The following is a 24,383-nucleotide window of genomic DNA, read 5'->3' as shown; positions in this document are numbered from 1 at the left end:
AGCGGGCTTGCTCGCGAATGCGGTGTGTCAGTCAACATTTCCATTGGCTGACACACCGCATTCGCGAGCAAGCCCGCTCCCACAGGGGGACGTGTTTAGCCATAAAATCGTGCAATCACAATAATAAAGGGGCACACCAACGTGACCACGCCAGACAACGGCTTTGCCGAGATCACCCACCGCGAACTGGGCCTGCGGCGCCAGCTCACTTCCGGCCAGATGAGCATGATCGCCATCGGTGGCGCCATCGGCACCGGGCTGTTCATGGGCAGCGCCTATGCCATCGGTTATGCCGGCCCGAGTGTGCTGGTGAGCTATGCCATCGGCGCCTTGATCACCCTGTTGCTGATGGGTTGCCTGGCGGAGATGACGGTGGCCCACTCCACCTCGGGCTCATTCGGCGCGTATGCCGAGTTCTATATCAGCCCGTTGGCCGGCTTCCTGGTGCGCTATGCCTACTGGGCGGCGATTGTGCTGGCGGTGGGCGCCGAGGTCACGGCGGTGGCGATGTACATGAAGTACTGGTTCGCCAACGTGCCGGAGTGGGTGTGGATCGTGTCGTTTTCCAGCGTGCTGATCCTGCTCAATGCTATCAGCGTGAAGACCTTCGGCAATTTCGAATACTGGTTCTCCACCATCAAGATCAGCGCCATCGTCGGCTTCATCATCCTCGCGGTGTATGTGGTGTTCGGCTCCGGCAACCCGGACTACGGCGTGCAGAACTACACGGCCCACGGCGGCTTTTTCGCGCATGGGCTGAGCGGGATGTGGATCGCGGTAATCGTGTCGATCTTCAGCTATTTGAGCGTGGAAATGATCGCCGTGGCGGCCGGTGAAGCGGCTGACCCGGAACAGGCGGTGAAGAAGGCTTTTCGCGCGACCATCGTGCGCCTGGTGGTGTTTTACCTGCTGACCCTGGCGCTGATGCTGGCCATCGTGCCGTGGAACCAGGCCGGCCAGGCCCAGAGCCCGTTTGTCACGGTGATGCAAACCATCGGCATACCCGGTGCCACCGGGGTGATGAATTTCGTGATCCTGATCGCTGCACTCTCGGCGATGAACAGCCAGCTCTATATCACCACGCGCATGATGTTCAGCTTGTCCCGCGCCGGCTTTGCGCCCAAGTCCATGGGCGCCTTGAGCAAGAGCGGCATCCCGCTGAATGCGTTGCTGCTGTCCAGCTCGGGCATCGCCCTGGCGACGTTGCTGAACGTGGTGTACCCGGAAAGCTCGTTCACCCTGATGATGGCGATCTCGATGTTTGGCGCGATCTTCACCTGGTTCATGATCTTCCTCACGCACCTGTTTTTCCGTCGCTATCGCAAGCGCCATGGCGGGGCGAAACTGTCTTTTGAGTTGCGCCTGTTTCCCTACAGCACCGTGCTTGGCCTGGTGCTGATGGGCGCGGTGATGATCACCACGTATTTCACCGACGCATTCAAGATGACCCTGGTGTTTGGTGTGCCGTTCCTGGTGATTCTGTCGGCGGTGTATTACGGGTTCTTCAGGGGCAGGGCCAAGGCGTCGAACAAAGCCTTGGCGTAGCCAGGCAGTTGTTCGAACGAGCGCGCGCATAACAGCAGCTTGCGGCAGGCCCAATCCTCTTGCAGTGGGTGGGCCTTGACGTTGGGTCGCGCCGGCCCGCGCGCCAACGCAGCCTGGGGCACGATGCCCAGGCCGGCGCCGCGGGCGACCATGCGGATCACCCCATCAAAGCCCTCGGCGCGGATCCGCGTTTGCAAGCGAAAGCCCGCGTGCAGCGCCTGTTCCTCCAGGTACACCGAGAGTGCGCTGTTGGCGGTCAGACCCACGTAGTCGTATTGCAGGCTGTCGATAAAACTGGCGGTGGTCAGTGGGTGGTCGAGGGGCATGATCAGCACCAGCGGGTCGTCGCGAAACGCCAGGGTCTGCAGGCCGTGGGTGTCTACCGCGTCGGAAATGATCCCGAGGTCTGCCGTGCCTTGGCGCAGGGCCTGAGTGATGCGCAGGCTGGGCAACTCTTGCAGGTCAATGTCGAGGTTGGGGTGTTCGCGCAAGAAATCCGCCAGCAGCTCCGGCAGGTATTCGCTGAGGGCGGTGGTGTTGCACAGCAGGCGTACCTGGCCTTTGACGCCGTTGGCGTATTCGGCCAGGTCTTGTTGCAGGTGATCGGCTTGTTGCAGCAGTAGGCGCGCGTGGCGGGCCAGGGCCTTGCCGGCGGGTGTTGGCGTGACGCCGCGGCGGCCGCGCTGCAGAAACTCGATGCCCAGCGAAGCCTCCATCGCCCGGATGCGCGCGCTGGCGGCGGCCAGGGATAAATGGCTGCGCGCCGCACCAGCGGTGATGTTGCCGGTATCGAGGATATGCAGGTAGAGGCGCAGGTCGATCAGGTCAAAGTGCATGGCTGAAGCTCTTCGGTGACTGGACTGGCGCCATCGGGGGCAAGCCCCCTCCCACATTTGGATGTATTCACAGTACAGAGTGTGGGAGGGGGCTTGCCCCCGATGACTGCATCAGCCTCACATTAAACAAGAGGCTGCCTCAGTATATGGCGAATTTCCGACGCTATCGAAAACCTCCACAATTCCCCCATGAATACCTTCCTAGCGTTCTACCAAAACCTCGGCCTCACCTTGACCCTGCTGGTGATCGGCACCTTTCTGCTGGCCGGCACCGTCAAGGGCGTGATCGGCCTCGGCCTGCCCACCGTCGCCATGGGCATGCTCGGCCTGGCTATGCTGCCGGCGCAGGCTGCGGCGTTGCTGATCATCCCGTCGACCGTCACCAACCTGTGGCAACTGGCATTCGGCGGCCACCTGAGCGCGTTGCTCAAACGCCTATGGCCGATGCTGCTGCTGATTTTCCTCGGCACCGGGCTCGGCACGTTGTGGCTGGGCATGGACGGTGGCCACTGGGTGGTGCGTGCATTGGGTGGTGCTTTATTGGTGTATGCGTTGAGCGGGCTATTCCTGCCAACGTTCAAGGTGAAGCCTCAGACCGAGCGCTGGTTGGGCCCGTTATGTGGGCTGATCACAGGGGTTATCACCTCGGCCACGGGCGTATTTGTGATTCCGGCGGTGCCTTATCTGCAGGCACTGGGCCTGAACCGCGACCAACTGGTGCAGGCATTGGGGCTGTCGTTCACCGTGTCCACCCTGGCGCTGGCCGCCGGGTTGGCCTGGCGCGGCACGCTGGGCGGCGGCGAAGTCAGTGCCTCCTTGCTGGCCCTGGTGCCCGCGCTGCTGGGGATGTGGCTCGGACAGGTGCTGCGCCAGCGCATCAGTGCGGTGTTGTTCAAGCGGGTGTTTTTTGTCGGCATGGCACTGTTGGGTGGCCATTTGTTGATCGGTGGGTAATTCACGAGTGTCGAGTTATTCGTGCATTTTGATCAAATGCATTTTGCCGTGCTGCTGCTTATTCCCAGAGGGTCGAGTCGATAGTCTGTCACCCAGACCTTTCTAACCTTCTGAATTCCCTCCCATGAAAAAAGTCCTTCTGCTCAACGGCGGCAAGAAATTCGCGCATTCCGACGGACGCTACAACGCCACCCTGCACGACGCCGCCGTCGCGTGCTACGAGCAGCATCTGGCGCAGGTGTTCAACCTCTCGGTGTAAGCTGGCGGGAATCGATAACGAGGACAGCCTGTGAAAGCCCGATCCGATGAGTTACAGATCTTCGTCAGCGTGATTGAGTGCGGCTCGATTTCCGCGGCGGCTGAGCAGATCGGGCAGACGCCGTCGGCGGTCAGCCGCACCTTGTCGCGCCTGGAAGCCAAGCTCGACACCACGCTGATCAACCGCACCACGCGGCGGATGGACCTGACCGAAGAGGGCAAGTACTTCTTCGAACAGGCCAAGGTGATCCTGGCGCAGATGGAGGAGCTGGAAGAGCGCCTGTCGTCACGCCAGAAAAAACCGGCCGGGCGCCTGCGCATCAATGCTGCCGTGCCCTTCATGCTGCATGGGATCGTGCCGTACATCGCCGAATTCCGTAGCTTGTACCCGGATATCCAGCTGGAGCTGAACAGCGATGACTTGATCATCGACCTGCTCGAGCAGAGCACCGATATCGCCATTCGCATTGGCGCCCTGGCCGACTCCACCTTGCATGCCCGCTCCCTGGGCTGTACGCCGCTGCATATCCTCGCCAGCCCCGACTACCTTAAGCAGTTCGGCACGCCGTCTACGGTGGCCGAGTTGGCGGACCACACCTTGTTGGGCTTCACCCAGACCGAGACCCTCAACCACTGGCCGCTGCGCCATGTGGAAGGCGACCGCTGGCTGATCCAGCCGAGCATTGCCGCCTCCAGCGGCGAAACCCTGCGGCAGCTGGCGCTGGAGGGGCAGGGCATTTGCTGCTTGTCCAACTTCATGACCATCGAAGATATCAACGCCGGGCGCCTGGTGCCGGTGCTGGAAGCCTACAACAGCGGTTATCGCCAGCCGATTCACGCGGTGTTCTACCGCAACTCGCAATTGGCGCTGCGAATCCAGTGCTTCCTGGACTTCATTCAAGCCAAGCTGGTGCGGTACGCCTGCTGATTCGTGACCGGCGCGCAAGATTGAATTGGGCAAGCGGGTCTTATTCGCCAGGGACGGGTCCTTGATACTGGCCCCATCACTTACCCCGTCAGGAGAGACTTCCATGAACGTATTCGTCACCGGCGCCGCCGGCTTTATCGGCGGTTCCATCGCCACCGGCCTGGTCAAGGCCGGCCATCACGTCACCGGGCTGGTACGCAGCGCCGACCAAGCCGCGGAAATGACCGCACTGGGCATTACCCCGGTGATCGGCAGCCTCGACGACAGCGCCGTACTGACCGAGCAGGCCAACAAGGCCGATGCGGTGATCAACGCCGCGAGCAGCGACCATCGTGCCGCCGTGGAAACCTTGCTGGCCGCCCTGAAAGGCTCGAACAAGCCGTTCCTGCACACCAGCGGTTCGAGCATTGTCGGCGACGCGTCGGGCGGCAAGGCCAGCGATGTCATCTACTTTGAAGACAACCTGCCTGAGCCGACCGTCGACAAGGCCGCCCGCGTGGCCATCGACAACCTGATCCTGGCCGCCGCCAACGACGGCGTGAATTCGGCGGTGATCTGCAACACCCTGATCTACGGCCACAGCCTGGGCGTGAAGCGTGACAGCGTGCAATTGCCACGTTTGCTCAAGCAGGCGCGCAAGAGTGGGGTGGTGCGCCACGTGGGCAGCGGGCAGAACATCTGGTCCAACGTGCATATCGAAGACGTGGTGGCGCTGTACCTGCTGGCGTTGACCAAGAATGTCCCGGGCACGTTCTACTTTGTGGAAAGCAGCGAAGCGGCGTTTATCGACATGACCAAAGCCATCGCCGAGGCCCTGAACCTGGGCCAGCCGCAGGATTGGCCATTGGCCGAGGCTGAAGCCGAATGGGGTTATGAAATGGCCAATTACGGCCTGGGTTCGAACAGCCGAGTGCGTGGCAAGCATGCCCGCGAACTGCTGGGTTGGGCGCCGAAGCGGACGTCGGTGGTGGAGTGGATTCGCAACGAGATGGTGTGATGTTCGCTTGAGACTGTGGTGCCTTCTTCGCGAGCAAGCCCGCTCCCACATTTGACTGCATTCCAAAGTTGGAACTCGGTCAGTGTGGGAGCGGGCTTGCTCGCGAAGAAGGCCACTCGGTCCATCTGTTGTTACACATTACTGGCCCCACCCGCCGCAATTCCGTACCATTCCCCGCCTTATCCCCCGCAACGCCCTGGTACCCCATGAACCTCACCCGTCTGCGCGCCGATGCCCTGGCCGGCCTCACTACGTCTTTCGCGTTACTGCCCGAATGCATCGCCTTTGCCCTGGTGGCCCACCTCAACCCGCTGATGGGGCTTTACGGCGCCTTTATCATTTGCACCCTCACGGCGTTGTTCGGCGGCCGGCCTGGCATGGTGTCCGGCGCGGCCGGCTCGATGGCGGTGGTGATCGTCGCGTTGGTGGTGCAGCACGGTGTGGAATACTTGCTGGCCACGGTGCTGCTGGGCGGGCTGATCATGGTCGCATTCGGCCTGCTGCGCCTGGGCAAACTGGTGCGCATGGTGCCGCACTCGGTGATGCTGGGGTTCGTCAACGGCCTGGCGATCATTATTGCGCTGGCACAGTTGGAGCATTTCAAGAGCGGTGAAACCTGGCTGAGCGGCACGCCGTTGTATGTGATGACCGGCCTGGTGCTGGTGACCATGGCCATCGTCTACTTGTTGCCGCGCCTCACTCGCGCAGTACCGCCGGCCCTGGTGGCGATTCTGGGCGTGGGCCTGGCGGTGTACCTGCTCGGCCTGCCGACCCGCACCCTGGGCGACATGGCCCACATCGCCGGTGGCCTGCCGAGCTTTGCACTGCCGCAGATCCCCTGGACCCTGGAAACCCTCACCATCATTGCGCCTTACGCGTTCCTGATGGCCATGGTTGGCTTGCTGGAAACTCTGCTGACCCTGAACCTCACCGATGAAATCACCGAAACCCGTGGCTACCCCGACCGCGAAAGCGTGGCGCTGGGCGCGGCGAATATGGTCTCGGGGCTGTTTGGCGGCATGGGCGGTTGCGCGATGATCGGACAAACCGTGATCAACTTGAGCTCCGGCGGGCGCGGGCGTTTCTCCGGGGTGTTTGCCGGGGTGATGATCCTGCTGTTCATTCTGTTTCTGTCACCGCTGATCGAGCGGATTCCGCTGGCCGCGCTGGTCGGGGTGATGTTTGTGGTGTCGCAGCAGACCTTCGCCTGGGCGTCGCTGCGGGTCATCAACAAAGTCCCGCTCAATGATGTGTTGGTCATTCTCGCGGTCACCGTGATCACCGTATTCACCGACCTGGCCACCGCAGTGCTCTGCGGCATTGTGATAGCCGCGCTGAACTTTGCCTGGCAACAAGCCCGTGAGCTGTATGCCGATGAGCACCTGGAAGCCGACGGCAGCAAGCTCTATCGCCTGCACGGCACCTTGTTCTTTGCCTCGACCACGCCGTTTTTGAACCGATTCGACCCGGCCAATGACCCGCCCCAGGTGACGCTGGATTGCCGCCACCTGAGCTTTGTCGATTATTCAGCGATTGCTGCGCTGATGACCCTGCGCGAGCGCTACACCAAGGCCGGCAAGCATCTGCGGGTGCTGCACTTGTCGGAGCGCTGCAAAAAGTTGCTCAAGCGCGCCCGGGTGCATCACGACTGACTGAGCCTCTGTGGCGAGGGAATTTGCGCCCGCTGGAGTGCGTAGCACTCCCAAAATCGTGGGGCCGCTACGCAGCCCAACGGGAGCAAACTCCCTCGCCACAAAATCACGGCCCGACCAGGTCTTCCAACTCTTGGGCGCGGGTCTGGGTCATGTCCAGCACGCAGCCCGAGCCGTTGACCTGGTCGATGGTGCCGCCGGTGGCGCTGCCGGCGAAGGCGCAATTGGCATCACGGTACTTTATCCACAGGCGCTGCACGTCTTGCAGCTGTTGTTTGCGTGGGCCTTCCTGGGCGGCGAGGGCGGTCTTGTAGGCGCGGTTCAAGCGATCGTCCTGCACTTTGGCTTCCTTGGCGTTGCAGCCCACCATGTCGGCGGTGGTGTTGGCGCTGTCCATGCATTTTTTCAAGGCCGCATTGTCGGCGGCCGCGGCGCTGCCGCAAACCGCCAAGAGCAGCGCGCTGGCGGCGAAAGGAACTAGCAGGGTCTTGCGCTTCATTGTTGGCTTTCCTGGTGGTGAAAAAGGCTGCCCTGTGAGACTCGGCCCTGGCCATTGAGTTTCCACGCGACAAAAAACTTCATGTAAGAACACCCCCCGAATTTTCATGCACTGGCGTCGGGCATATCCCGCTGCGACAGCGCTTATCCCTGGGCGAAAATTACTTTCATAAAAATTGAAAATACTCCTCGGTAATGATTTATGAGTTTCACAACCAATTCGACGTGACCCTTTCCGAGGAGTACCGCATGGCCGCATCACCGGGCTTTGGGCTGTTGGCATATGCTGCCATCGCCATCATTGCATTGATCGTGCTGATTGCACGTTACCGACTCAACCCGTTTATCGTCATCACCCTGGTGTCCATCGGCCTGGCGCTGATGGCCGGGATGCCGGCGGACACCGTCATGGGCTCGTATGAGGCGGGCGTCGGCAAGACCCTGGGGCATATTGCGCTGGTGGTGGCGCTGGGCACCATGCTCGGCAAGATGATGGCCGAGTCCGGCGGCGCCGAGCAGGTGGCGCGCACGCTGATCAACCGTTTTGGCGAGCGCAATGCCCACTGGGCCATGGTGTGCATTGCCTTCCTGGTGGGGTTGCCGCTGTTTTTCGAGGTCGGTTTTGTGTTGCTGGTGCCGATCGCCTTTACCGTGGCACGGCGCGTGGGCGTGTCGATCCTGATGGTCGGCCTGCCTATGGTCGCCGGGTTGTCGGTGGTGCATGCGCTGGTGCCACCGCACCCGGCGGCAATGATGGCGGTGCTGGCGTATAACGCGTCGGTGGGGCAGACCGTTCTTTACGCGATCCTCATCGGCATTCCCACGGCGATCATCGCCGGCCCGCTGTATGCCAAGTTCATCGTGCCGCGCATTCAATTGCCGGCGGAAAACCCGCTGGAGCGCCAATTCATCGAGCGCGAGCCGCGTACCCGTCTGCCGAGTTTTGCGCTGACCATGGGCACCATCCTGTTACCGGTGGTGCTGATGATGATCGGCGGTTGGGCCAATGTGATTTCCACGCCGGGCACGGCTCTCAACCAGTTCCTGCTGTTTATCGGCAACTCGGTGATCGCGCTGCTGGTGGCAACCCTGGTGAGTTTCTATACCTTGGGCCTGGCACAGGGTTTCAACCGCGAGTCGATCCTCAAGTTCACCAATGAATGCCTGGCGCCGACCGCCAGCATCACCTTGCTGGTGGGCGCGGGCGGCGGGTTGAATCGCATCCTGGTGGACGCGGGCGTGACCAATGAAATCCTCGGCCTGGCCCATGCGTTCAACCTGTCGCCACTGGTAATGGGCTGGCTGTTCGCCGCGTTGATGCGTATTGCCACCGGCTCGGCCACCGTGGCCATGACCACGGCATCCGGCGTGGTCGCGCCGGTTGCCATGGGCCTGGGTTACCCACACCCTGAATTGCTGGTGCTGGCTACCGGTGCGGGCTCGGTGATCTTTTCCCACGTGAATGACGGCGGCTTCTGGCTGATCAAGGAATACTTCAATATGACGGTGATCCAGACCTTCAAGACCTGGACCGTATTGGAGACGCTGATTTCGGTGGTCGCGTTCGGTCTGACCTACGGTCTGTCCTGTATTTTGTAACTCCGGAGCCCCCATGGACATCCTCTACCAGATCCGCGCCCGCCAGGCCTCTTTCAGCGCCGGCGAAGGGCGTATCGCCAAGCTGATGCTGGATGACGTGGGCTTTGCCGCGTCGGCCAGCCTGGAAGAGTTGTCGCAGCGCGCCGAGGTCAGCACGGCCACTTTGTCGCGGTTTGCCCGCAGCGTGGGTTGCCGTGATTTGCGCGACTTGCGCCTGCAATTGGCGCAGGCCAGTGGCGTCGGCAGTCGTTTCCTCGACCCGGCGGGGTTGCCGGAGCAGTCGGCGTTTCACCGGCAGATCCTCGGTGACATTGAAGCGACCTTGCGTCAGCACCTGTCGGGTTTTAATCAGGCCAGCTTTGTGGATGCGGTCAGCCTGCTCGGCAAGGCGCGGATGATTCACGCGTTCGGCATGGGCGGCCCATCGAGCCTGTGCAGCGACGAATTGCAGGTGCGCCTGGTGCGTCTGGGTTACCCGATTGCAGCCAGTCATGACCCGCTGATGATGCGTGTCACGGCCGCCACGTTGGGCCCCGAGCACGCGCTGATCGTCTGCTCGCTCACCGGCCGCACCCCCGAGTTGCTGGACGTGGTGGCACTGGCGCGCAACTACGACGCGCGCATCATCGCCATCACCCTGGCCGACTCACCCTTGGCCCAATTGGCGGATGTGGTGCTGCCGCTGCAACCGGCCGAAACCAGTTTTATCTACAAACCCACGGCGGCGCGCTACGGCATGCTGCTGGCCATCGACCTGCTCGCCACCGAGCTGGCGCTGGCCATGCCCGACGACAACCAGGAGCGCCTGCGCCGGATCAAGCTGGCCCTGGACGATTATCGCGGCGGCCCCGACAGCCTGCCGCTTGGAGACTGATATGAAGTACGACACGCTGATTCGCCAGGCGCTGATCATAGATGGCAGCAACACGCCAGGTTATGTCGCCGATGTGGGCTTGCGCGACGGGCGCATCGAAGCGATCGGCGACCTGGCAACCGCGCAGGCCACGCATGAAATCGATGGCACGGGCCGCGTGCTGGCACCGGGGTTTATCGACGTGCACACCCACGACGACACCGTGGTGATCCGCCACCCGCAGATGCTGCCCAAGCTCAGCCAGGGCGTGACCACGGTGATTGTCGGCAACTGCGGCATCAGCGCATCGCCGGTGAGTTTGCGCAGCGAGCCGCCGGACCCGATGAACCTGCTGGGCAAGCGCGAAGCATTCACCTACCCGCGTTTTGCCGATTACCGCGCCGCCGTAGAAAACGCTCACCCGGCCGTCAACGTCGCGGCGTTGATCGGCCACACAGCGCTGCGCAGTAACCATATGGACGACCTGCACCGCACCGCCAGCCCGGCTGAAATTGCCGCCATGCGCGTGCAATTGCAACAAAGCCTGGAGGCTGGCGCCCTGGGTTTATCCACCGGCCTGGCCTACGCCAGCGCGTTCAATGCCGACACCGATGAGGTGCTGCAACTGAGTGAAGAACTCACGGCCTTCGGCGCGGTATACACCACCCATTTGCGCAGCGAGTTCGAGCCGGTGCTGGAGGCGATGGACGAGGCCTTCCTGATTGGCCGGCATGCCAAGGCGCCGGTGATCATTTCCCACCTTAAATGTGCCGGCGCGGGTAACTGGGGGCGTAGTCCGCAGCTGCTGGCGGCCCTTGAGCTAGCGGCGAAAACCCACCCGGTGGGTTGTGATTGCTATCCGTATGCGGCCAGTTCTTCGACCCTGGATCTCAAGCAAGTCACCGATGCATTTCGTATCACTATTACCTGGTCCACGCCGCACCCGGAAGTAGGCGGGCGCGACTTGCAGGACATCGCCGCCGAGTGGGACGTTTCGCTGATGGACGCAGCACGTCGCCTGCAACCGGCGGGGGCGGTGTACTACGGCATGGACGAGGCGGATGTACGACGTATCCTCGCGCATCCGTTGTCAATGGTGGGCTCGGATGGGTTGCCGGAAGACCCGTTTCCGCACCCGCGTTTGTGGGGCGCATTTCCACGGGTGTTGGGGCATTTCAGCCGGGATGTCGGGTTGTTTCCGTTGCACACGGCGGTGCACAAGATGACGGGCCTGTCGGCCGCGCGATTCGGTCTGGCTGAGCGCGGTGAAGTGCGCGCAGGGCACTGGGCCGACCTGGTGTTGTTCGACCCGCTGCGGGTACGCGATGTGGCAGATTTCAAACAGCCGCAGCGCGCGGCAGAGGGCATTGAGGGGGTGTGGGTAAACGGGGTGTTGAGCTATAGCGACGGGCAGGCGAATGGTCAGCGGTCGGGGCGGTTCCTGGCGCGTAGCGGGGATTTGCGTAGTGGGTTTTCGCCTCTATAGTGGGCGCTTTCATACACGGAGCGGTTGCCATGCACTTAGGAAAAGTCACCCCCATTTTGCGCATTTTCGACGAGGCCAAGGCGTTGGAGTTCTACGTCGACTTCCTGGGGTTCAAGGTCGATTGGCAGCATCGCTTCGAGGCGAATTTCCCCTTGTATCTGCAAGTGTCGTTGGGTGACTGCGTGCTGCATCTGTCCGAGCACCATGGCGATGCTTCGCCAGGGGCGGCAGTGCGGATTCAGGCGCAAGGCGTGGACGCATACCAGCAGCAATTGCAGGGCAAGGACTACCGTTATGCCAAGCCTGAAGTTGAGGCAACGCCCTGGGGCTCGCGGGAGATGAGCATCAAGGACCCATTCGGCAATCGGGTGGTGTTTGTCGAGGAAGGCGAGGGCTGAAGGGCAAATCGCAGGTAATAAAAAACCGCCTTGATAGGCGGTTTTTTTTGCAATCCCAGTTTGCGGCTGGGGTTGCCGCCTCACAGGAACACTGACGTGCACCTGAGAGGCGGCCTTTTGGTTTGTTAAACCCGGAAGTGGCTGACCATCTGCTGCAACTGGCTACCCAAACGCGCCAGTTCCACACTCGATTTTGCCGTCTCGTCACTCGCGGTAGCGGTCTGTTCCGACACGTCACGCACATTGACGATGCTGCGGCTGATCTCTTCGGCCACGGCGCTTTGTTGCTCGGCGGCGGCGGCGATCTGCTGGTTCATCGACTGGATGTTCGACACCGTACGGGTGATGTTCTCCAGGGACACACCGGCCTTGCGCGTCAGTTCGACGCTGCTGTCGGTGAGGCTGCGGCTGTTGTTCATCACGTTGGCGACTTGCTGGGTGCCGTTCTGCAAACCGGCGACCAGGCCTTCGATTTCTTCGGTGGACTTCTGTGTGCGCTGGGCCAGGCCACGCACTTCGTCGGCCACCACGGCAAACCCACGACCGGCTTCACCGGCACGGGCCGCTTCGATCGCGGCGTTGAGGGCCAGCAGGTTGGTCTGTTCGGCTACGGCCTTGATCACGTCCATCACGCTGCCGATCTTGTTGCTCTCTTGTTGCAGGTGCGTCATGGCGTCGGTGGAGCGCGCCACTTCGGCCGCCAGGCGTTCGATCTGGGCGATGGCTTCGGCCACCACTTTGTCGCCAGCGCGGGCCTGGCCGTCAGCATCGGCGGCGGCCAGGGAGGCCTGCTCGGCGTTGCGTGCCACTTCCTGTACGGTCGCAGTCATTTCATGCATGGCGGTGGCGACCTGGTCGGTCTCGATCTTCTGGCTGTTGACGCCGGCGCTGGTCTGCTCGGTCACGGCCGACAGCTCTTCAGCGGCGCTGGCAATCTGGGTGACGCCGTCGCGGATGCCGCTGATCAGTTCGCGCAACGTGGTGCCCATGCGCTGGATGCCTTGTTGCAGCACGCCCAGTTCGTCGCGGCGGGTCACCTGGATGTTGTGGCTCAGGTCGCCCGAAGCAATGCGCTCCACGACAGCCAGGGTTTCCTGGATTGGGCGGGTAATCTGGCGGGTAATCACCAGGGCGGCAATGACGCCTACCAGCAGGGCGAGCAACGTGCTGATCAATTGCAGGCTGCGGGCCTGGGCGCTTTCGGCATCACGGCGATCCAGTTGGATGTCGTAGAGCTTGTCGCTGATGGTGACAATATCGGCACCCTGTGTGGTCATTTCCGCACGGGCAGACACGATGTTGGCGTTGGCCGCCTTGTAGTTCTGTACGGCCGTGCGATAGGCACCAAGAGCGGTTTCCAGTGCGGTCAACGCGCTCTGCTGGCTGGCGCCGAATGCCGCGCTGAGGTCCTTCAAGCCGGCGATGGCTTTTTCAATCTGTGCGGCGGCGCGGGCTTCGGTATCCGCGTTGACGTTGCCGGTGTAGCCGCGTACTTCGTAGCGAGCCAGCTGGAATTGCATCTTGGCGTCGGCCACGGCCTGGAACTGTGCAAGGTGCTCCGCACTGTCAGGCATTTGCTTGACGCTGGTTTCCAGCGCGTTGATCTGTGCGTTGGCTATGTCAGCCTTGTCGCCCATCACTTGGCGCGACGCGTTGCCGTTACGGTAGGCCTCGCGCATTTTGTTCAGGGATTGCTGATACGCGGTAATGATGGCTTTCTGCTCGTTGAGCAGCTTGAGGTTTTCCGGGCTCTTAAAGGTGTCCAGGAGTTTCTGTTGCTTGGCAGCGAAGGCATCCAGGTTGGTCTGTACGTTCTGCGCCACGGCTTCGTCGCCGTTGGCCAGCATGTATTGCAGGCGCACGATGCGCAGCTTGGTCAGCGAGGCGTTGAGCTGGGTGATGTCGCTCATCCAATTACTGCGGTCGATCAGACCGCCCAGGCTGGTCCAGCCGGTGAGGGCCAGGATCGAGGTGAGGACAAGCACCAGGCCGAAGCCCAGGCCCAGTTTGAGGTTGACGCTGATGTTACCGAACCAGCTGTTCATCGAATGCTCCGCAAGAATGATGTCTGTTTGCTGGACGGTGTTGTTGTTTGAGCCAGCCAATGTTTGTAGGCCTTTATCGGCGGCAAGAAATGAATCTGAAATGCTTTTCTCACAGGTGCGACGAAGGGTCGCCATCAGGCGGGTGCGCTGCCGAGGGGGGCTCATCAGGAGCGGGTCTTGTGTGCTAGTCTGCTGGCCCTTTTAGTTCTGGGCGGCGCAGGAAACCGGTGTTTTCAGCGCAGCCCTACAGCGGAGCCTCTTCATGTCCGAAGTTAATCTGTCCACCGACGAAACCCGCGTCAGCTACGGTATCGGCCGTCAGTTGGGCGACCAACTGCGCGACAACCCGCCACCGGGTGTGAGCCTGGACGCCATCCTGGCAGGCCTGACCGACGCGTTCGCCGGCCAGCCAAGCCGTGTTGATCAAGAGCAAATGGCTGCCAGCTTCAAAGTCATCCGCGAAATCATGCAAGCCGAAGCGGCGGCCAAGGCCGAAGCAGCAGCGGGTGCTGGCCTGGCATTCCTGGCTGAAAACGCCAAGCGTGATGGCATCACCACCCTGGCTTCCGGCCTGCAATTTGAAGTGTTGACTGCAGGTACCGGCGCCAAGCCGACCCGCGAAGACCAAGTGCGCACCCACTACCACGGCACCCTGATCGACGGCACTGTGTTCGACAGCTCCTACGAGCGTGGCCAGCCTGCAGAATTCCCGGTAGGCGGCGTGATCGCCGGCTGGACCGAAGCCCTGCAACTGATGAATGCCGGCAGCAAATGGCGTCTGTACGTGCCGAGCGAACTGGCTTACGGCGCTCAAGGCGTTGGCAGCATCCCGCCGCACAGCGTTCTGGTGTTCGACGTCGAGCTGCTCGACGTTCTGTAAGACCTGCTGACTGTGGGTGCTGGGCTTGTGTGGGAGCGGGCTTGCTCGCGAAGGCGTTGGATCTGTCAGCTTATCTGTAGCTGACACTCCGCTTTCGCGAGCAAGCCCGCTCCCACATAAGACCCACAACCACAGGTTTTGCGTAGTGGCTCATGGATGAAACTTGCCATTGAGCTCTGTCGCCGGGCGCAACGCTCGGGCATAGCAGAACAGAAACAAGTTACGCACCACCTCTTTCAGCACACCGGGTTCACTCGAGCTCAGGCCGTTTACGTCCAGGTCGCCCTGGTCCTGCAGTTCACTCAGCGCTTCTTCTTCCAGCACAGCACAGACTTCACCGGTTTCCCGATGCAGGATCCGCAGGTAGGGGTGTGGGCGGTCCAGCCAGGCATCTATCAAATAAGTCATGGGTCGCATCTCCTTGATGAGTTTCAATGAGAATAATTCTTATTCGTAGAATAGCAAGTGCCTATTGGCGATTTCCGGGTTTTTCTGTGTGGATATTGAGATCGGTCAAACGGGAGGGCAAAACGCCATCCCGCGGCGGGCGCGGGATGGAAGCAACGGATTCAGACTTTGCGCACGAACTCGGACTTGAGTTTCATTGGGCCGATACCGTCGATCTTGCAATCGATATCGTGGTCGCCGTCGCACAGGCGGATGTTCTTGACCTTGGTGCCGACCTTGACCACCAGGGAGGTGCCCTTGACCTTGAGGTCCTTGATCACGGTGATGGTGTCGCCGTCCTGCAGGACATTGCCTACAGAGTCTTTCTTCACGGTTTCGTCGCCCGCCACGTCAGCTTCGGCATTGGCGGACCACTCGTGGGCGCATTCCGGGCAGATCAGCTGGGCGCCGTCTTCGTAGGTGTATTCGGAATTACATTTCGGGCAGGGTGGCAACGTGCTCACTAAAGCTCCTTGAGAGTCAGGATGACTAAAAGTCGCACATTATATAGGGTTTTGTGGTCTTACAGGTTGTATGAAATCTAAATGTGGGAGGGGGCTGGCCTCCGATGACGGTGTGCCAGTCTATACAGAGGCTGGCTGATCTACCGCTATCGGGGGCAAGCCCCCTCCCACATTGGTCTGCGTTTGCAGGTCTGACTTAGTGAGTACGCGCGACCGCAAACTCACTCAGCTCAACCAGGGCGTCCCGGTATTCGCTGGCTGGAAGGGCTTCCAGGCACTTGATTGCACGGGCCACGTAGTCACGCGCCAGTTGCGCGGTGTAGTCCAGCGAGCCCGAGGCTTCCACGGCAGCGCGGATGCTTTCCAGGTCTTCGATGCCGCCTTTCTGGATCGCCTTGCGCACCAGGGCCGCCTGTTCCGGCGTACCTTCGCGCATGGTGTAGATCAGTGGCAGGGTCGGCTTGCCTTCGGCGAGGTCGTCACCGACGTTCTTGCCCAGGGTTTCCGCATCGCCACGGTAGTCGAGCAGGTCGTCTACCAGTTGGAAGGCCACGCCCAGGTGATCGCCAAAGGTGCGCAGCGCTTCGGCCTGTTCGGCGGTGGCGCCACACAGGGCGGCGGCGCTGTGGGTCGAGGCTTCGAAGAGCATCGCGGTTTTGCCGCGAATCACTTCCATATAGGTTTCTTCAGTGGTGCTGGCGTCGCGGACTTTCGACAGCTGCAACACTTCGCCTTCGGCGATGATGCGCGTGGCCTGTGAAAGAATCTTCATCACCGGCATCGAGCCCAGCTCGACCATCATTTCGAACGAGCGCGAGTACAGGAAGTCGCCCACCAGTACGCTCGGGGCGTTGCCCCACATCGCATTGGCGGTCTCGCGGCCACGGCGCATGCCGGACATGTCGACCACGTCGTCATGCAGCAGGGTGGCGGTGTGCAGGAATTCGATGGTAGCGGCCAGCAGGCGCAGGTCATCGCCTTCGCGGCCCAGGGCCTTGCCACACAGCAACACTAATAAAGGACGCAGGCGTTTACCGCCCGCCGACGTAATATAGTCGCCAATTTTGGAGACCAGCGGCACTTTAGACGTCAGCTGCTGCTTGATGATGCCGTCGACGGCGCTAAAATCGTCCGCGACCGCGCGGTAGAAAGCTTGGGGTTGCATCAGCGACAGTCGCTCCAGAAGGGTTGCGCGGCATGCTAGGACCCTGACCCCGTAGTGTCAAGGCGCGATAGACAGCCACTTGCAAGCCTCTTATAGCTTGCGTACAATCGCGCACCCTGAACTTCCTGGGCAGCACCTGCCTTACGCAATTGCATTCGGGACGTCCATCCCATGCAGCCATGCCAGCCAATACCTTTTCTTATAAAGCGCTGGGTGAGCAGGATTATCGGAGAAATACCATGTCGTACGCAGTAATTGTTACTGGTGGCAAGCAATACAAGGTCGCCCCAGGTGAATACCTGAAGATCGAAAAACTGGAAGTCGCTACTGGCGAATCCGTTACCTTTGATCGCGTTCTGTTGGTCGCCAATGGCGATGACGTGAACATCGGCGCTCCAGTTGTTGCTGGCGCTACCGTTGTGGCTGAAGTGATCTCCCAAGGTCGTCACGATAAAGTCCGCATCATCAAGTTCCGTCGTCGTAAGCACCACATGAAGCGTATGGGCCACCGCCAGTGGTACACCGAGATCAAAATCACCGGTATTCAGGCTTAATTTCAGCCTAATTCCTCACTAGGAGAATTGACTCATGGCACACAAAAAAGCTGGTGGTAGTACCCGTAACGGTCGCGACTCAGAAGCCAAACGCCTTGGCGTGAAGATGTATGGCGGCCAGAAAATCATTCCGGGCAACATCATCGTGCGTCAGCGCGGCACCCAATTCCACGCCGGTTACGGTGTTGGCATGGGTAAAGATCACACCCTCTTCGCTAAAATCGAAGGCGTGATCAAGTTTGAAGTAAAAGGCGCGTTCAACCGCCGTTACGTGAGCGTTGTCGCCGCTTAATTGCGCGATCGCTGGAAAAGCCCTGTCTCGCGACGGGGCTTTTTCGTTTGTGGGGTGAGTCTCTTGCAAAGCTGTTTGTGATGGGCTCCAGCGCTGGATTTGCAGGTGCTGATAGAGGTCTCTACGCTCATTTTTGCAAGAGTCTTATGTCTTGGTTTTTTAAGCTCGTCCGTGCGGCGAGGGGCGTTTTGTTATGAAGTTCGTTGATGAAGTTTCCATCCGAGTAAAAGCAGGCGACGGCGGTAACGGTTGCATGAGTTTCCGTCGCGAAAAGTTCATCGAAAACGGTGGCCCCAACGGCGGTGACGGCGGTGACGGCGGTTCCATCTACATGATGGCCGACGAAAACCTCAACACCCTGGTCGACTACCGTTACACCCGGCACTTCGATGCCGAGCGTGGCTCCAACGGCGGCAGCACCGACTGCACCGGTAAAAAAGGCGAAGACCTGGTACTGCGCGTACCGGTCGGCACCACGATCATCGACTCCGCTACCCAGGAAGTGATTGGCGACCTGACCAAGGCCGGCCAGAAGCTGATGGTTGTACAGGGCGGCTGGCACGGTCTGGGTAACACCCGATTCAAGTCCAGTACCAACCGTGCGCCACGCCAGACCACCCCTGGCAAGCCCGGCGAGCAGCGTGACCTGAAGCTGGAAATGAAAGTACTCGCCGACGTAGGCCTGTTGGGCCTGCCGAACGCTGGCAAAAGTACCTTTATCCGTTCGGTCTCGGCCGCCAAGCCGAAAGTCGCCGACTACCCGTTCACCACCCTGGTGCCAAACCTCGGTGTGGTCAGCGTCGACCGCTGGAAAAGCTTCGTGATCGCCGACATTCCGGGCCTGATCGAAGGCGCTTCCGACGGCGCAGGCCTGGGGATTCGCTTCCTCAAGCACTTGTCGCGTACCCGTTTGCTGCTGCACCTCGTCGACATGGCGCCGCTGGATGAAACCAGCGCACCGGACGCCGCCGAAGTGATCGTCAGCGAGCTGACCAAGTTCAGCCCGGCCCTGGCCGAACGCGATCGCTGGTTGGTGCTGAACAAGTGCGACCAGATCCTCGAGGAAGAGCACGAGGAGCGCGTCAAGGAAATCGTTGATCGCCTGGAGTGGGAAGGTCCGGTCTACGTGATCTCGGCCATCGCCAAAGAAGGCACCGAGCGCTTGACCCGCGACATCATGCGCTACCTGGAAGACCGCGCCGACCGCCTGGCGGCCGACCCGGTGTTCAAGGCCGAACTGGCCGAACTCGACCAGCAGATCGAAGACGAAGCCCGCGCCCAGCTGCAAGCCCTGGACGACCAGCGTGCCCTGCGCCGCAGCGGCGTGAAGTCGGTCCATGATATCGGTGACGATGATTGGGACGAAGAAGACGTGGATGATGAAGACGGTCCGGAAATCATTTACGTGCGCGACTGATTCGTTGCGATAAACTTGAACGCCGCTCCTTATCGAGCGGCGTTTTAGTATCCGGGTTTAACGTTATGGGCCGCGCTGGGTCGCGCAGCCCTCACTCTAAGGTTGAAGATGATGCGGAGCAAAGTGACAGGTGCGCAGCGCTGGGTCGTGAAGATCGGAAGTGCGCTGCTGACGGCGGATGGCAAGGGGCTGGATCGCGCAGCCATGAGCGTCTGGGTCGAGCAGATGGTGGCCTTGCATGAGGCGGGTGTCGAGTTGGTGCTGGTGTCGTCCGGGGCTGTTGCCGCCGGGATGAGCCGCCTCGGCTGGACCGCGCGACCCAGCGCGATGCATGAGCTGCAAGCCGCCGCCGCCATCGGCCAGATGGGCCTGGTGCAAGCCTGGGAATCCAGCTTTGCCGAGCACGGCCGCCACACGGCGCAGATCCTGCTGACCCACGACGACCTGTCCGACCGCAAGCGCTACCTCAACGCCCGCAGTACCTTGCGTGCGCTGGTGGAGCTCAAGGTGATCCCGGTGATCAACGAGAACGACACGGTGGTCACCGACGAAATCCGCTTCGGCGACAACGACACCCTGGCCGCGCTGGTGGCCAACCTGGTGGAAGCCGACCTGCTGGTGATCCTCACCGACCGTGACGGCATGTTCGACGCCGACCCGCGCAACAACCCCGACGCCCAGCTTATTTATGAAGCCCGCGCCGATGACCCGGCGCTGGACGCCGTGGCCGGCAGTGTCGGCGGTGCCCTGGGCCGTGGCGGCATGCAGACCAAACTGCGTGCTGCGCGCCTGGCGGCACGTTCCGGTGCGCATACGATCATCGTCGGTGGGCGCATCGAACGTGTGCTGGACCGCCTCAAGGCCGGTGAGCGCATCGGTACGCTGCTGTCACCGGAGCGCGGCATGCTCGCGGCGCGCAAACAGTGGCTGGCCGGTCACCTGCAGACCCGTGGCACCCTGGTACTGGACGATGGCGCCGTATCGGCGCTGTCCCAAGGCAACAAGAGCCTGCTACCGGTAGGCGTCAAGTTGGTGCAGGGTAGCTTCCGTCGTGGCGAGATGGTGGTGTGCGTGGCGCCGGACGGTCGTGAGATCGCCCGTGGCCTGGCCAACTACAGCGCCTTGGAAGCACAGAAAATTATTGGACAATCGTCTGACGCGATTGTCGGACTCTTGGGTTACATGGCCGAACCGGAACTGGTTCACCGCGATAACCTGATCCTGGTCTAACCAAAGGAATACACCATGCGTGTGATGAAGGGATTGCTCGGCCTGCTGCTGGCCATGCCGCTGCTGGCGTCCGCCGAAGAGATCGGCCAGGTGTCGACGGTATTCAAGTTCGTCGGCCCCAACGATCGCATCGTGGTCGAGGCGTTCGATGACCCCAAGGTTGATGGCGTGACGTGCTACTTGTCCCGTGCCAAGACTGGCGGCGTCAAAGGCGGCCTGGGCCTGGCTGAAGACCGTGCCGAGGCGTCGATTGCCTGCCGTCAGGTCGGGCCGATTCGCTTCAAGGGCGACCTCAAGGATGGCGACGAAGTGTTCAAGGAGCGCACCTCCCTGGTGTTCAAGACCATGCAGGTGGTGCGTTTCCTCGACAAGAAGCGCAATACCCTGGTGTACCTGGTCTACAGCGACCGCTTGATCGAAGGCAGCCCGCAGAATGCGGTGACGGCGATTCCGATTTTGCCGTGGCCTACCGCTCAGTAACTCGCAGGCGGGTTTTGTAATCGGCGTCTATGATTGCAGGCTTGCGGGTTGTAATCTCGAAACGCAGCTTTGCTAAGAACATCGGATATCTGGAGTTCGTCATGAGTGCTTTCCACGACCTGAAACTCAAAGCTTTGGACGGACAAGAGCTGCCGCTGGCGCCCTTCAAGGGGCAAGTAGTGCTGGTGGTCAACGTGGCCTCCAAATGTGGCTTGACCCCGCAATACGCGGCGCTGGAAAACCTCTATCAGCAGTACAAGGATCAGGGGTTTACCGTGCTTGGCCTGCCTTGCAACCAGTTTGCTGGCCAGGAGCCGGGCACCGAGGAAGAAATCCGTGAGTTCTGTAGCCTGAACTATGGGGTTACATTCCCGCTGGGCAGCAAACTCGACGTGAACGGCCCTGATCGTCACCAGCTGTACCGCCTGCTGGCGGGTGAGGGCGCGGAGTTTCCAGGGGATATCACCTGGAATTTCGAGAAGTTCCTGCTCGGCAAGGATGGGCGAGTGCTCGCTCGCTTCTCGCCGCGCACCCCACCGGATGACCCGACCATCGTCCAGGCCATCGAAAAAGCCCTGAGCTAACCCTCAAGGCTTGCGGGTTTCTGTAGCAAGCGGGCTTTCTGTGCCCAACGGGCCTCTGTGACAAGCAGACTTTCTGTAACAAGCGGGCTTTCTGTGACAAGCGGGCCTCTGTGACAAGCAGGCTTTCTGTAGCAAGCGGGCTTTCTGTGGCGAGCGGGCTTGCCCGCGTTGGGCTGCGCAGCAGCCCCCTCTAAAATCCCCGCTTTCCCTCAGACAAAACGCAATGCCTTTGGGGCTGCTTCGCACCCCAACGCGGGCAAGCCCGCTCGCCACAGAAGCCTGCTCGCCGCATAGGGGCGCTCCGCAGGGATGCGTGGCGGTTCAGTTCCGCCACTTTTACCCCTTAATCACCCAGATCAATAGTGCTATTCAGCACGGCCCACTGCTCATATTATCCACATCATAAACCCCTCTCCTGTGGAGTGCTCCCATGCCCGTCCAAGCGCTGTTCAAACCCTTCCAGCTCGGTGCATTGCAACTGTCGACCCGTGTGGTCATGGCGCCAATGACCCGTTCGTTCTCCCCGGGCGGGGTGCCCAATTCCAAGGTCATCGAGTACTACCGCCGCCGTGCGGCTGCCGGTGTGGGCCTGATCATCACCGAAGGCACCGTGGTCAATCACCCGGCCTCGAATGGTTACCCTAACGTCCCGCATTTCTACGGTGAGGCGGCCTTGGCCGGCTGGAAGAAAGTCGTCGACGCCGTGCACGCCGAAGGCGGCAAGATCGTCCCGCAACTGTGGCACGTGGGCAGCGTGCGCCGTATTGGCACTGAGCCTGACGCCAGCGTGCCGGCCTACGGCCCGATGGAAAAGCTCAAGGACGGCAACGTGGTCGTCCACGGCATGACCGCCCAGGACATCAAGGACGTGATCAACGCCTTCGCCAAAGCCGCCAAGGACGCCCAAAGCATCGGCATGGACGGCGTGGAGATCCACGGTGCCCACGGCTACCTGGTGGACCAGTTCTTCTGGGAAGGCAGCAACCAGCGCACCGACGAATACGGTGGCAGCCTGGCCAACCGCTCGCGTTTTGCCATCGAGCTGATCCAGGCCACCCGCGCCGCCGTGGGCGCGGATTTCCCGATCATTCTGCGTTTCTCGCAGTGGAAGCAGCAGGACTACACCGCGCGCCTGGTGCAAACCCCTGAGGCACTGGGTGAGTTCCTCAAGCCATTGTCCGACGCCGGTGTGGATATTTTCCACTGCTCCACCCGTCGTTTCTGGGAGCCGGAATTCGAAGGTTCCGACCTCAACCTGGCCGGCTGGACGCGCCAGCTCACCGGCAAGCCGACCATTACCGTGGGCAGCGTCGGCCTGGATGGCGAATTCCTGCAGTTCATGGTCAATACCGACAAGGTCGCGCAGCCTGCGAGCCTGGAAAAACTGCTGGAGCGCCTGAACAACGACGAGTTTGACCTGGTTGCCGTCGGCCGTGCGCTGCTGGTGGATCCGGATTGGGCGGTGAAGGTGCGCGAAGGTCGCGAGGGCGACATCCTGCCGTTCAGTCGTGAGGCGTTGACGAGTCTGGTGTAAGCGTCGTCTGACGCCGTCGCGGGCAAGCCCGGCTCCCACAGGGAAATGCACTCCAATGTGGGAGCCGGGCTTGCCCGCGATGACGATCTGAGCGTCACCACGCCTGTCAGATCAGGTTCGATGCCCCTGCAATCGTCGTCTGCTCGCCGCACGCACCGCGAAGTTGGTGTTCGAACTGCTCGATAATCGCCGGCCAACCCTGGCGGCTCGCATGCTGCCGGGCATTCAGCCGGGCCCTGCGCAGGGTTTCGCGCTCCTCCAGCAGCCAAATGGCCGCGTCGCAAAATGCCTCCTCATCCCCCGGCATGGCCAGCACGCCGTTGTAGCCATGGCGAATATGCTGCGTGGCGGCGGCCTGGTCGTAAGCCACCACGCCGAGCCCGGACGCCATGGCTTCCAGCACCACATTGCCGAAGGTTTCAGTCAGGCTGGGGAACAGGAACAGATCCCCCGAGGCGTAGTGCCGCGCCAGCTCTTCGCCGCGCTGGGTGCCGCAGAACACGGCCTCGGGCAGCTCGCGCTCCAGCAGCGTGCGCTGCGGGCCGTCGCCTACGACGATCAGTTTCAGTCGGCGCTGTGGATAAGTCGCCTGCACTGCGTCAAAGCATCGCTTGAGCAGCCCGAGGTTCTTTTCCTGGGCCAGGCGCCCGACATGCAAAATCGCAATATCGTCGTTTTCCAGGCCCCAGCTTTCGCGCAAAACGTTGTCACGTTTGGCCGGGTGGAACAGCTGGCTATCGACCCCGCGTGACAACATCCCCAAACGCTCGAAATGCCGACGCTCCAGCTCCAGGCGCTGGCTGGCACTGGGCACCAGGGTCAAGGTCGAGCGGTTGTGAAACCAACGCAGGTAGTGCGTGACCAGGCGGCTGAGCAAACTCAGGCCGTACTGGTTCGAGTACTGTTGGAAATTGGTATGAAAGCCACTGACCACGCTGATGCCCAGGCGCCGCGCCGCCCGCAAGGCCGACAGCCCCAGCGGACCTTCGGTGGCGATGTACAGCACGTCGGGGCGTTGGCGCGTCCAGCGGCGCAGCAATTTGTGCATCGACGACTGGCCCCATTGCAGGCCCGGGTAACCCGGCAGCGGCCAGCCACGGCAGAGCAATAAGTCATTGTCGCTGGGCCGGCTCTGGTCGACACCCTGGCGCGGGCGAACCAGCTCCACCTGATGGCCACGGGCGCGCAAACCCTCGCACAGGCGGCCAAGGGTATTGGCCACCCCGTTGATCTCAGGCGGGAAGGTTTCGGTGATCAGGGTGATGTGGAGCGAAGCTGTCGTCATGA

At 61.4% G+C, this 24,383-nt stretch carries 24 protein-coding genes and 2 pseudogenes; 18 read left to right on the top strand and 8 right to left on the bottom strand.

The genetic code is table 11. The features are described from left to right. The first annotated feature begins 141 nt into the window (after positions 1–141). Positions 142–1,545 carry an amino acid permease gene (locus CXQ82_RS26405; RefSeq protein WP_101272978.1) on the top strand — a complete coding sequence of 468 codons (1,404 nt, stop codon included), beginning with the start codon at positions 142–144 and terminating at the stop codon, positions 1,543–1,545. Here CXQ82_RS26405 and CXQ82_RS26400 read toward each other — a convergent pair. Continuing rightward, positions 1,494–2,381: a LysR substrate-binding domain-containing protein gene (locus CXQ82_RS26400; protein ID WP_101272977.1), complete on the bottom strand. Its 888-nt coding sequence runs from the start codon at positions 2,379–2,381 to the stop codon at positions 1,494–1,496. The genes CXQ82_RS26405 and CXQ82_RS26400 overlap by 52 nt on opposite strands. Positions 2,382–2,570: 189 nt before the next feature. Between CXQ82_RS26400 and CXQ82_RS26395 the strand changes: the two genes are divergently transcribed. The 5 genes and pseudogenes from CXQ82_RS26395 to CXQ82_RS26375 all read left to right on the top strand — a co-directional run bounded on the left by CXQ82_RS26395 (position 2,571) and on the right by CXQ82_RS26375 (position 7,170). Continuing rightward, positions 2,571–3,335 (top strand): sulfite exporter TauE/SafE family protein, encoded by a 765-nt coding sequence (locus CXQ82_RS26395; protein WP_101272976.1) that lies wholly within the window; start codon positions 2,571–2,573, stop codon positions 3,333–3,335. Between the two features lie 124 nt (positions 3,336–3,459). After that, positions 3,460–3,561 (top strand): annotated as a pseudogene (locus CXQ82_RS26390) (NADPH quinone reductase MdaB); the annotation flags it as partial. 63 nt (positions 3,562–3,624) lie between these two features. Beyond that, positions 3,625–4,521: a LysR family transcriptional regulator gene (locus tag CXQ82_RS26385; protein WP_101272975.1), complete on the top strand. Its 897-nt coding sequence runs from the start codon at positions 3,625–3,627 to the stop codon at positions 4,519–4,521. 103 nt (positions 4,522–4,624) lie between these two features. Further along, entirely contained in the window at positions 4,625–5,518 is an 894-nt protein-coding gene (locus CXQ82_RS26380; RefSeq protein ID WP_101272974.1) for an NAD-dependent epimerase/dehydratase family protein, read from the top strand. A gap of 206 nt (positions 5,519–5,724) precedes the next feature. Then, positions 5,725–7,170, top strand: coding sequence for a SulP family inorganic anion transporter (locus CXQ82_RS26375; protein ID WP_101272973.1), 1,446 nt, complete (start codon positions 5,725–5,727; stop codon positions 7,168–7,170). Between the two features lie 106 nt (positions 7,171–7,276). Here CXQ82_RS26375 and CXQ82_RS26370 read toward each other — a convergent pair whose 3' ends face one another. Beyond that, positions 7,277–7,669 (bottom strand): lysozyme inhibitor LprI family protein, encoded by a 393-nt coding sequence (locus CXQ82_RS26370; RefSeq protein WP_101272972.1) that lies wholly within the window; start codon positions 7,667–7,669, stop codon positions 7,277–7,279. A 248-nt stretch (positions 7,670–7,917) separates the two neighbouring features. Here CXQ82_RS26370 and CXQ82_RS26365 point away from each other — a divergent pair, with 248 nt between their 5' ends. From CXQ82_RS26365 to CXQ82_RS26350, 4 genes are read left to right on the top strand one after another with little or no spacing between them, the layout of a single operon-like run. Beyond that, positions 7,918–9,267, top strand: coding sequence for a gluconate:H+ symporter (locus CXQ82_RS26365; protein ID WP_256581832.1), 1,350 nt, complete (start codon positions 7,918–7,920; stop codon positions 9,265–9,267). Between the two features lie 13 nt (positions 9,268–9,280). Continuing rightward, entirely contained in the window at positions 9,281–10,141 is an 861-nt protein-coding gene (locus CXQ82_RS26360; protein ID WP_101272970.1) for a MurR/RpiR family transcriptional regulator, read from the top strand. Between the two features lies 1 nt (position 10,142). Further along, positions 10,143–11,606, top strand: a complete 1,464-nt coding sequence (locus tag CXQ82_RS26355) for an amidohydrolase family protein (protein WP_101272969.1) — start codon at positions 10,143–10,145, stop codon at positions 11,604–11,606. A gap of 29 nt (positions 11,607–11,635) precedes the next feature. After that, complete coding sequence (locus CXQ82_RS26350) at positions 11,636–12,004, top strand: glyoxalase superfamily protein (protein ID WP_101272968.1); 369 nt, start codon at positions 11,636–11,638, stop codon at positions 12,002–12,004. A gap of 125 nt (positions 12,005–12,129) precedes the next feature. Here CXQ82_RS26350 and CXQ82_RS32085 read toward each other — a convergent pair whose 3' ends face one another. Together CXQ82_RS32085 and CXQ82_RS32080 are read right to left on the bottom strand one after the other, a co-directional pair. After that, the gene (locus CXQ82_RS32085) at positions 12,130–12,834 is read right to left on the bottom strand and encodes a methyl-accepting chemotaxis protein (protein ID WP_371318427.1); all 705 of its coding nucleotides are present in this window, start codon (positions 12,832–12,834) and stop codon (positions 12,130–12,132) included. 198 nt (positions 12,835–13,032) lie between these two features. After that, positions 13,033–13,914 (bottom strand): annotated as a pseudogene (locus CXQ82_RS32080) (methyl-accepting chemotaxis protein); the annotation flags it as partial. 397 nt (positions 13,915–14,311) lie between these two features. On the opposite strand from CXQ82_RS32080, the gene CXQ82_RS26340 reads away from it, so the two are divergent. Next, entirely contained in the window at positions 14,312–14,929 is a 618-nt protein-coding gene (locus CXQ82_RS26340; protein ID WP_014719893.1) for an FKBP-type peptidyl-prolyl cis-trans isomerase, read from the top strand. Between the two features lie 150 nt (positions 14,930–15,079). Here CXQ82_RS26340 and CXQ82_RS26335 read toward each other — a convergent pair whose 3' ends face one another. From CXQ82_RS26335 to CXQ82_RS26325, 3 genes are all read right to left on the bottom strand, one after another. Continuing rightward, positions 15,080–15,337, bottom strand: coding sequence for a hypothetical protein (locus CXQ82_RS26335; protein ID WP_056858344.1), 258 nt, complete (start codon positions 15,335–15,337; stop codon positions 15,080–15,082). Positions 15,338–15,498: 161 nt separating this feature from the next. Next, positions 15,499–15,840, bottom strand: coding sequence for a zinc ribbon domain-containing protein YjdM (locus CXQ82_RS26330; protein WP_101272966.1), 342 nt, complete (start codon positions 15,838–15,840; stop codon positions 15,499–15,501). A gap of 196 nt (positions 15,841–16,036) precedes the next feature. Next, a complete protein-coding gene (locus CXQ82_RS26325) occupies positions 16,037–17,005 on the bottom strand; it encodes a polyprenyl synthetase family protein (RefSeq protein WP_032885595.1) in 969 nt (322 codons plus the stop codon). 239 nt (positions 17,006–17,244) lie between these two features. Here CXQ82_RS26325 and rplU point away from each other — a divergent pair, with 239 nt between their 5' ends. The 7 genes from rplU to CXQ82_RS26290 all read left to right on the top strand — a co-directional run bounded on the left by rplU (position 17,245) and on the right by CXQ82_RS26290 (position 23,096). Then, positions 17,245–17,559 (top strand): 50S ribosomal protein L21, encoded by a 315-nt coding sequence (rplU, locus tag CXQ82_RS26320; RefSeq protein ID WP_007950961.1) that lies wholly within the window; start codon positions 17,245–17,247, stop codon positions 17,557–17,559. Positions 17,560–17,593: 34 nt separating this feature from the next. After that, the gene (gene rpmA, locus CXQ82_RS26315) at positions 17,594–17,851 is read left to right on the top strand and encodes a 50S ribosomal protein L27 (RefSeq protein WP_003176049.1); all 258 of its coding nucleotides are present in this window, start codon (positions 17,594–17,596) and stop codon (positions 17,849–17,851) included. Positions 17,852–18,044: 193 nt separating this feature from the next. Then, a complete protein-coding gene (gene cgtA, locus CXQ82_RS26310; protein WP_101272965.1) occupies positions 18,045–19,268 on the top strand; it encodes an Obg family GTPase CgtA in 1,224 nt (407 codons plus the stop codon). Positions 19,269–19,379: 111 nt separating this feature from the next. Further along, a complete protein-coding gene (gene proB, locus CXQ82_RS26305) occupies positions 19,380–20,498 on the top strand; it encodes a glutamate 5-kinase (protein ID WP_003176047.1) in 1,119 nt (372 codons plus the stop codon). A 15-nt stretch (positions 20,499–20,513) separates the two neighbouring features. Beyond that, complete coding sequence (locus CXQ82_RS26300) at positions 20,514–20,978, top strand: CreA family protein (RefSeq protein ID WP_101272964.1); 465 nt, start codon at positions 20,514–20,516, stop codon at positions 20,976–20,978. Between the two features lie 101 nt (positions 20,979–21,079). After that, positions 21,080–21,562, top strand: coding sequence for a glutathione peroxidase (locus CXQ82_RS26295; protein ID WP_101272963.1), 483 nt, complete (start codon positions 21,080–21,082; stop codon positions 21,560–21,562). Between the two features lie 430 nt (positions 21,563–21,992). Beyond that, a complete protein-coding gene (locus CXQ82_RS26290) occupies positions 21,993–23,096 on the top strand; it encodes an NADH:flavin oxidoreductase (protein ID WP_101272962.1) in 1,104 nt (367 codons plus the stop codon). Positions 23,097–23,202: 106 nt separating this feature from the next. Here CXQ82_RS26290 and CXQ82_RS26285 read toward each other — a convergent pair whose 3' ends face one another. Further along, on the bottom strand, positions 23,203–24,381 hold the full coding sequence (locus CXQ82_RS26285; protein ID WP_101272961.1) for a glycosyltransferase family 1 protein: 1,179 nt from the start codon (positions 24,379–24,381) through the stop codon (positions 23,203–23,205). Positions 24,382–24,383: the final 2 nt, after the last annotated feature.

Source organism: Pseudomonas sp. S09G 359 (assembly GCF_002843605.1).
In the GTDB taxonomy this organism is placed as follows: Bacteria; Pseudomonadota; Gammaproteobacteria; order Pseudomonadales; family Pseudomonadaceae; genus Aquipseudomonas.
This window is presented reverse-complemented; position numbering and strand designations above follow the sequence as displayed.

Bases quoted from the DNA above. Each gene is read 5' to 3' on its own strand.
- CXQ82_RS26380 (WP_101272974.1), top strand. From the start codon at position 4,625: ATGAACGTATTCGTCACCGGCGCCGCCGGCTTTATCGGCGGTTCCATC.
- CXQ82_RS26295 (WP_101272963.1), top strand. From the start codon at position 21,080: ATGAGTGCTTTCCACGACCTGAAACTCAAAGCTTTGGACGGACAAGAG.
- CXQ82_RS26400 (WP_101272977.1), bottom strand. From the start codon at position 2,381: ATGCACTTTGACCTGATCGACCTGCGCCTCTACCTGCATATCCTCGAT.
- CXQ82_RS26360 (WP_101272970.1), top strand. From the start codon at position 9,281: ATGGACATCCTCTACCAGATCCGCGCCCGCCAGGCCTCTTTCAGCGCC.
- CXQ82_RS32085 (WP_371318427.1), bottom strand. From the start codon at position 12,834: ATGACTGCGACCGTACAGGAAGTGGCACGCAACGCCGAGCAGGCCTCC.
- rpmA (WP_003176049.1), top strand. From the start codon at position 17,594: ATGGCACACAAAAAAGCTGGTGGTAGTACCCGTAACGGTCGCGACTCA.
- CXQ82_RS26355 (WP_101272969.1), top strand. From the start codon at position 10,143: ATGAAGTACGACACGCTGATTCGCCAGGCGCTGATCATAGATGGCAGC.
- CXQ82_RS26375 (WP_101272973.1), top strand. From the start codon at position 5,725: ATGAACCTCACCCGTCTGCGCGCCGATGCCCTGGCCGGCCTCACTACG.
- cgtA (WP_101272965.1), top strand. From the start codon at position 18,045: ATGAAGTTCGTTGATGAAGTTTCCATCCGAGTAAAAGCAGGCGACGGC.
- CXQ82_RS26335 (WP_056858344.1), bottom strand. From the start codon at position 15,337: ATGACTTATTTGATAGATGCCTGGCTGGACCGCCCACACCCCTACCTG.
- CXQ82_RS26300 (WP_101272964.1), top strand. From the start codon at position 20,514: ATGCGTGTGATGAAGGGATTGCTCGGCCTGCTGCTGGCCATGCCGCTG.
- CXQ82_RS26365 (WP_256581832.1), top strand. From the start codon at position 7,918: ATGGCCGCATCACCGGGCTTTGGGCTGTTGGCATATGCTGCCATCGCC.
- CXQ82_RS26350 (WP_101272968.1), top strand. From the start codon at position 11,636: ATGCACTTAGGAAAAGTCACCCCCATTTTGCGCATTTTCGACGAGGCC.
- CXQ82_RS26285 (WP_101272961.1), bottom strand. From the start codon at position 24,381: ATGACGACAGCTTCGCTCCACATCACCCTGATCACCGAAACCTTCCCG.
- CXQ82_RS26370 (WP_101272972.1), bottom strand. From the start codon at position 7,669: ATGAAGCGCAAGACCCTGCTAGTTCCTTTCGCCGCCAGCGCGCTGCTC.
- CXQ82_RS26325 (WP_032885595.1), bottom strand. From the start codon at position 17,005: ATGCAACCCCAAGCTTTCTACCGCGCGGTCGCGGACGATTTTAGCGCC.
- rplU (WP_007950961.1), top strand. From the start codon at position 17,245: ATGTCGTACGCAGTAATTGTTACTGGTGGCAAGCAATACAAGGTCGCC.
- CXQ82_RS26395 (WP_101272976.1), top strand. From the start codon at position 2,571: ATGAATACCTTCCTAGCGTTCTACCAAAACCTCGGCCTCACCTTGACC.
- CXQ82_RS26290 (WP_101272962.1), top strand. From the start codon at position 21,993: ATGCCCGTCCAAGCGCTGTTCAAACCCTTCCAGCTCGGTGCATTGCAA.
- proB (WP_003176047.1), top strand. From the start codon at position 19,380: ATGCGGAGCAAAGTGACAGGTGCGCAGCGCTGGGTCGTGAAGATCGGA.
- CXQ82_RS26340 (WP_014719893.1), top strand. From the start codon at position 14,312: ATGTCCGAAGTTAATCTGTCCACCGACGAAACCCGCGTCAGCTACGGT.